Below are 6429 nucleotides of genomic sequence, written 5' to 3'. Positions count from 1 at the left end.
TCATCCCGCCTGCCTCGTTACAATAACGCGGGAATTCAGGAGGCCAAGCGGCTGCCCTGACTGCCTCCAGGCCGCCCGTGAGCTTCTGAAGATTTGCCTTGCAAGCAACCGGAAGAACTATTAGCATTGTTACCGACAAGGCTATTTGAAATTCTGTTTTATTAAAAAGGCACCAGCAAGGAGGGCGCATGGATTATGAAACCGTTCGTTATTCGGTCAGCAACCGGGTTGGCATCATCAGTTTAAACCGACCCGAAAGAATGAACGCCGTGATCGAGCAGCTCTACCTGGATATGCAAGCCGTTTTACAGACCGCCGAAACCGACTCCGAGGTTCGCGCTCTGATCCTGACCGGCTCGGTCCGCCGGACCCCGAAAGGCGACCAACAGGCCTTTTGCGCCGGCGCCGACCTCAAGGAACATCGGAAAGGGGAACGAAGCCCCTGGCAACAAAGGGAGTATATTCTGCTGGCCCACGAAACCACTCGGCGCCTTTATACTTTTCCCAAACCGGTAATTGTTGCGGTCAATGGCCCGGCCCGCGGGGCCGGCAGTGAAATGGCCCTAAACGGCGATTTTCTCTTGATGGCCGATAGCGCCTCGATCGCCTTTCCTGAAACCGGGCTGGGGACCTTTGTCGGTGGCGGAGTCACCTCTCATCTGAGCAAGTTGATCGGCCGCCAGCAAGCCAAGGAACTTATTTTCACCGGCCGGGTGCTGGACGGACCGGCGGCCGTTGCCATCGGGTTGGCCTTGAAATCAGTCCCGGTAGCCGCGCTACTCCCGAGCGCCCTTGAGCTGGCCGCAAAGCTGGCGACTAAGGCTCCGATCTCGATGCGCTTCGCCAAAACTATTCTGAACCAAGCAGAAGCTCTGGATCTTAAAACCACCCTGATGCTGGAAGCCGAAGCCATCCTGGCCTGCATGAACACCGCTGACTGGCGCGAAGGGATTGATGCTTTTGCCGAAAAACGAACCCCGAAATATCATGGGAGATAAAAATGCTTGATAAAAAAATCCTTAATGCCAACTCGATCGCGATTGTCGGAGCTTCCAAGACCATTACCAAACGCGGCTACCAGGCCATCCGCATTCTTCTTGAAGAAAAATACGAAGGCCGGATTTACGGGGTCAATCCCAAATTAGAAAGTGTCCTTGGAGTGCCCTGCTATGCCTCTGTTTCCGCGATTCCGGATCCGGTCGATCTGGTGCTGGTCACCACTCCGGCTAAAACCCTGCCGGGAATCATTGAGGACTGCGGCCGCAAAGGCGTGGCCGGCGTGGTAATTATCGCCGGGGGCTTTGGCGAACTCGGCGTTCAGGGCAAAGAGTTTGAAGCCGAAATCGTAAGCAGCGCCCGTGAACATAACCTTCGCCTGATCGGCCCCAACACCTCGGGCATGATCAATATGCATAAAAACCTGAATCTGGTTGGTCTGCGGGATGCCCCGAAAGGGAATATCGCCCTGATCTCGCAAAGCGGCAACATGGCCCTGACCATGATCACCGAAGCCAGAATTAAAAGTCGGGCCGGATTTTCCTATTATGTCGGAGTCGGCAATGAATCCGACATTAATTTCCATGAATATCTTGAATTTTTTGAAAATGATGCAAACACGAAGGCGATCCTGATGTATGTTGAAGGCCTGCGCAACGGCCGCAAGTTTCTTCAGCAGGCCTATCAGACCACTCGCAAGAAACCGATCATCCTTCTGAAAAGCGGACGTTCGATCACCGGTAAACGATCAGCCGGATCCCACACCGGAGCTCTGGCCGGCATGTCCGAGGTCTCCCGCACGGCTTTTAAGAGAGCGGGAATAATCGTGGTTGAGAAATCGGATGAGCTTCTGCCCTGTACCGAAGCCCTGGCCAACCTGCCGCCCATCAAAAACAACCAGGTCGCGATTCTGGCCGACGGCGGCGGCCACGCCACGATCGGAGCCGACGAACTCAGCGATTTACAAGTCAACCTTCCCGAAATCAGCCCCAGAACCAAAGAGAAACTCCAGGCGATTTTACCGGCGGCGGCCTCACTTCTCAATCCTGTCGACGTTGCCGGCGGCGCCGACGACAATCCGGAGATTTTGGCTCAATGCGCTCGCATTCTGCTGCATGATCCCAATATCGGTGGCCTTCTGGTCGTTGGCCTGTTCGGAGGCTACAGCATCCGCTTTTCCGAAAGCCTGGCTTTTGCCGAAGAGGACGCCGCCCATCAGTTCGGCAAGCTGGTCAAGGAAACCGGCAAACCCATCGTCATGCACTCACTTTACTGCTTCGCCAAACCCCATTCCCTCGATCTTCTCCGTTATTACGGCATTCCGGTTTTTGATTCCCTGGAACTCGCCTGCAAGGCAACCGGGGTTCTGGCTGAATATGGAGGATACCTTCGGGGCTACAAAGCCAAGGCTAAATTCGTCTTCAACCTGGGGGCCAAGGCTAAACCCAGAGGTCGGGATATCATGCATAGGGCCCGGGCCGAGGGCCGCACCGCTCTGCTCGAACATGAAGCCAAGGAACTCATCAGTCTGCATGGCGGCATGGTCTGCCAGGATTGTCTGGCTCAGTCTCCGGAACAGGCCGTGACCCTGGCGGCCGCTTTTCCTGAAAAGGTCGTAATGAAAATTGTTTCACCCGATATTCTACATAAAAGCGAGGCCGGCGGAGTGCGCCTCAATCTGCAAAAGCCCGAGGAGATTCGCAACGCCTACAGGGAAATCATCGGCAAGGCCCGGGAATTCAACCCGGAAGCCGAGATTAAAGGGATTCTGGTCGCACCGATGGCCAACGAAGGATTGGAGATTATCGTCGGCACCAAAATTGACGACCAGTTCGGACCGGTGATCATGTTCGGCATCGGAGGCATCATGGTGGAAGTTTTAAAAGACGTGGTCTTTCGCGTCTTACCGATTTCCCCATATTCCGCCAAGAGCATGATTGACGAAATAAAATCGGTCAAGCTGCTGGATGGTTTTCGCGGCCAACCCCAAATTGACCGCAAAGCCATCAAACGACTGCTGCTTACCGTCTCGGAAATCATCGGCTCATATCCGGAGATTCAGGAAATGGATCTCAACCCGGTAATCGCCTATGAACAGGGGGTAAATGTGGTCGATGCCAGAATAATTCTGAAAAGCATTTAACTTTGTGACTATCCTTCGGTTCTTTCCTCGAAGAACAGTCCCCTGCCCGGCAAGCTTATTCTAACATGGCATTGCGGCGTTCCAGGATTGAACGCAATTCCCCGGCAACCTGTTGGCGCAGCTCCCGGGGATGGGCCCCCTCGCGCTCCCAACCCCGCGCCAAGTTTTCCACAAAATGGTCGATTGCGGTCTTCGCCAAGGGCTGCGGATCATGTGCCCAGGCCATCATCGCCTGGACCTGATCCCGACAGCTGAGCTCCATGTTGTAACCAAATTGAAAACCCTTGCAAGCCATCAACACCGGTAAATAACCATAATCGCGCTGTCCAGGACGCCAGAGTCGAAGAAAAGAGTATTCAACCACTTCCTTGGCTTTTGCCCCCGCCGCCGGGCGATGTTTACGCCGCTGAATAACCCCGCGCAATTCATTATCCGCCAGCCTGCGCTCCCGCCACCGGCCTCGTTCATCCCGCTCAAGATCGCCGCCCAGCAGAAGCAGACAAAGATAATCCGTCAGCTCAGGCCGACAATGACCGAGCCCGGTTTTTTCAATATTGATATGCAGGCTGTGTGGTTTGATTTCACTGACGAAATCAATGGCCTCTTCAATATAGAGGGCCACCAGTCCGGGATCCTGGGACAGGGGCATTGAAAAGCTGTACGGATAATCAAGCCGAACCATAGAGTATTCATAAAACCCTCCGGGCTGGGCCGTGATTCGCGGCAGCGAGAGCAGATTAAGTCCGCGGATATGGGTATCAAGGTAACCACCTAAACGCCAGGAGACATCATCCAGATAGAAAGCCTCATAAAACTTCATATTCTGAAACAAAGGATCGCTGCAACCGGACTTGAAAGGCGCATCAAAGGTCGCAAAGCGGCCCAGATTACTGAATTCAAGCTCGATCCCGAGGGGCGTGCCGCCCGGTCGGCTGCAAGCTCTGACCTGAGCGGCCAGGCTTTCGATTTCCTCGAAACTCGGTGCAAATATTTCATGAAAACGGGAAATCGTCAGCAGCGCAAAAACATAGAGACTGCGCTGGGAGTCATCGATAACCTGCGTCAGCAGCTGATCGATGACAGCCTGACAGCGGTCACGATGACGATTAAACCAGAGCAGGGAAAGCAGATTTGGGAAAAAGTCGTAATAGCTGCCGGGAGCAGGAGCCGGCATGAGCTGTGCGAGGTGAGCGCGCCGAAAGCTCTGCACCAGAAAACCGAAGAGAAAATGGCGAAAAATAAGGTTCAGATAAGGACGCAGAACCTCATGATGACGCCAGATCCGCCGACTGATTACAAGACGACGAAATTGCCGGTCAGCCGCGATGGCAAGGTTACGACGAAAAGCGAAAGGGGTTGAAACCGGCTGATCTTGAAAGAAGAGAAAACGCCGACGGTAGGTTACCCCAATAAACTCGCGCAACAACATCAGGCGCTCAAGCAGACTCAAGCGCTGGTAGACCTCCTCGTAACGGGTCGCATGCAGTTTTCCGGGAAAATAAAAAGGCACTGGCTCACGCAGGGAAACCCATTCAGGGCGGTTTACCGATTAGATTAAACGTCTCCGGGCCGTAAAGTTATACTCTATACTGATCGCCTATGAATAATCTCCTCGACTGTATTTTTCCACCTCTACCCTGGCCATGACCAGTGAATGCTGCATCAACTCCAGCAAATCATGATGTTCAACCTGGTTGATATATTCCATCATCCCTTTTGAAACCTGATCCAAGACTCGAACCGTCTCCTTCATGTTTTCCGGATTCAACCCTTCGCGGTTCAGACCCTGACGATATTTATCGAGAATATCGATCAGCTGTTCCGTATCTTTTATCCCTCTTTCGCGCAGATCAAAAGAATCAGGAAGGCCATCAAGATCAGCCAGCTCATAAACCGGAAAAGTCGCAAAAATCGGCGACGTCGATCTGGCCGCAACCGCTCCCGTATCCTGATTCTTCAGTTCACGCTCCAGTAACCGACTAAAATCAGCCTTCTCCGCGCTGCGCTCGGAAACTGTTTTTTTTACTTCACCGGCAAGCTTACCGGCCCCGACCGTATCGATTCCTTCAATGCTCATGGTAAAGCTCCCGCAGAGCCTCCCCCAATCGATCAAGAGGCAGTTTAAACTGTTCCCTGGTCTGCATATTCCGGCACAAAGCCTCTCTCTCTCTCAGCTCATCGGAACCGACGATGACCGTATATCTGACACCATCTTTATCGGCCTTTTTCATCTGACTCTTGAGACTTTTCGGCTGAAAAAACAGAGTTGTCATTGCCGCTTCACGATTAAGATCAACATGGATCGGAAAAAGTTCCCGAAGGGCCTCCGCACCAATAGGAATCAGGGCGGCAAACGATGACGGCAAAGGAAGGCTACGGCTGTCAATCAGCATCATCAGACGCTCGAAACCGATCGCGAAACCAAAAGCCGGAGTCGACCGCCCGCCAAGCTCTTCGACCAGGCGGTCGTAGCGACCGCCGGCAGCCACCGCATTCTGGGCTCCGAGATCGCCGGCCAGAAACTCAAAGGTTGTCCGCGTATAATAATCCAGACCGCGCACCAGATAAGGATTTATCTGATATTTGAGACCAACCCCATCAAGCAGCTGACAAAGACCACTGAAATGCGCGTTACAATCCGGGCAGAGAGTTTCGCTGATCAAGGGAGCCCCGAGCGCCACTTCGCGACATTGCGAATTTTTGCAATCCAAAGCCCGCAACGGATTCTCCGCCAGCCGCCGCCGACAGTCAGGACAAAGTTTCTCCTGGTCTGCGACCAGATAGGACCGTAGCGTATCCCGATATGCCGGACGGCAATCTTCGCAGCCTAAACTGTTAAGATGGAGCACCGTTCCTTCAACCGAAACTGCATGAAAGAACTGTGCCAGCATGATCAGGGTTTCGGCATCCTGGTAATAACTTGCTTCGCCAAAAACCTCGGCCCCCAGCTGATGAAATTGACGATAGCGTCCCTTTTGCGGTCTCTCATATCGAAACATCGGACCTACGTAGTACAATTTATTGATTTCATTGATCTTATCAAGAGAATACTGATTGAATGCACGAACCACCGAAGCCGTACCTTCTGGTCTTAGAGTCAAGGAACGATCCGAGCGATCAAGAAAAGTATACATCTCTTTTTCAACGATATCCGTGTCGCCGCCGATACTGCGGGCAAAAAGTTCCGTCGGTTCAAGAAAGGCCAGGCGCAACTCGGCAAATCCGTACCCCTCCAACAGATTCCGAAACTTATTCTCCACGGCCCGCCAGCCAAAGCTGTCCGGCGGCAG

General features: G+C 53.2%; 5 protein-coding genes. 2 read left to right on the top strand and 3 right to left on the bottom strand.

The genetic code is table 11. The features are described from left to right. The first annotated feature begins 188 nt into the window (after positions 1-188). Both ENN66_04990 and ENN66_04985 read left to right on the top strand, forming a co-directional pair. Complete coding sequence (locus tag ENN66_04990) at positions 189-998, top strand: enoyl-CoA hydratase/isomerase family protein (protein HDS15956.1); 810 nt, start codon at positions 189-191, stop codon at positions 996-998. A 2-nt stretch (positions 999-1000) separates the two neighbouring features. Beyond that, positions 1001-3139 (top strand): acyl-CoA synthetase, encoded by a 2139-nt coding sequence (locus ENN66_04985; GenBank protein ID HDS15955.1) that lies wholly within the window; start codon positions 1001-1003, stop codon positions 3137-3139. Between the two features lie 55 nt (positions 3140-3194). Here ENN66_04985 and ENN66_04980 read toward each other — a convergent pair whose 3' ends face one another. The 3 genes from ENN66_04980 to ENN66_04970 form a co-directional block, all read right to left on the bottom strand. Continuing rightward, positions 3195-4649 (bottom strand): hypothetical protein, encoded by a 1455-nt coding sequence (locus ENN66_04980; GenBank protein HDS15954.1) that lies wholly within the window; start codon positions 4647-4649, stop codon positions 3195-3197. 87 nt (positions 4650-4736) lie between these two features. Continuing rightward, positions 4737-5216 (bottom strand): hypothetical protein, encoded by a 480-nt coding sequence (locus ENN66_04975; GenBank protein HDS15953.1) that lies wholly within the window; start codon positions 5214-5216, stop codon positions 4737-4739. Beyond that, positions 5206-6429 (bottom strand): histidine--tRNA ligase, encoded by a 1224-nt coding sequence (locus ENN66_04970; protein ID HDS15952.1) that lies wholly within the window; start codon positions 6427-6429, stop codon positions 5206-5208. Before ENN66_04970 ends, ENN66_04975 begins: the two co-directional genes overlap by 11 nt.

The organism is Pseudomonadota bacterium (assembly GCA_011049115.1).
Taxonomy (GTDB): domain Bacteria; phylum Desulfobacterota; class Anaeroferrophillalia; order Anaeroferrophillales; family Tharpellaceae; genus DSCM01.
The sequence above is the reverse complement of the archived record's forward strand: the minus strand, read 5'-3'. Positions and strand labels throughout refer to the sequence as shown.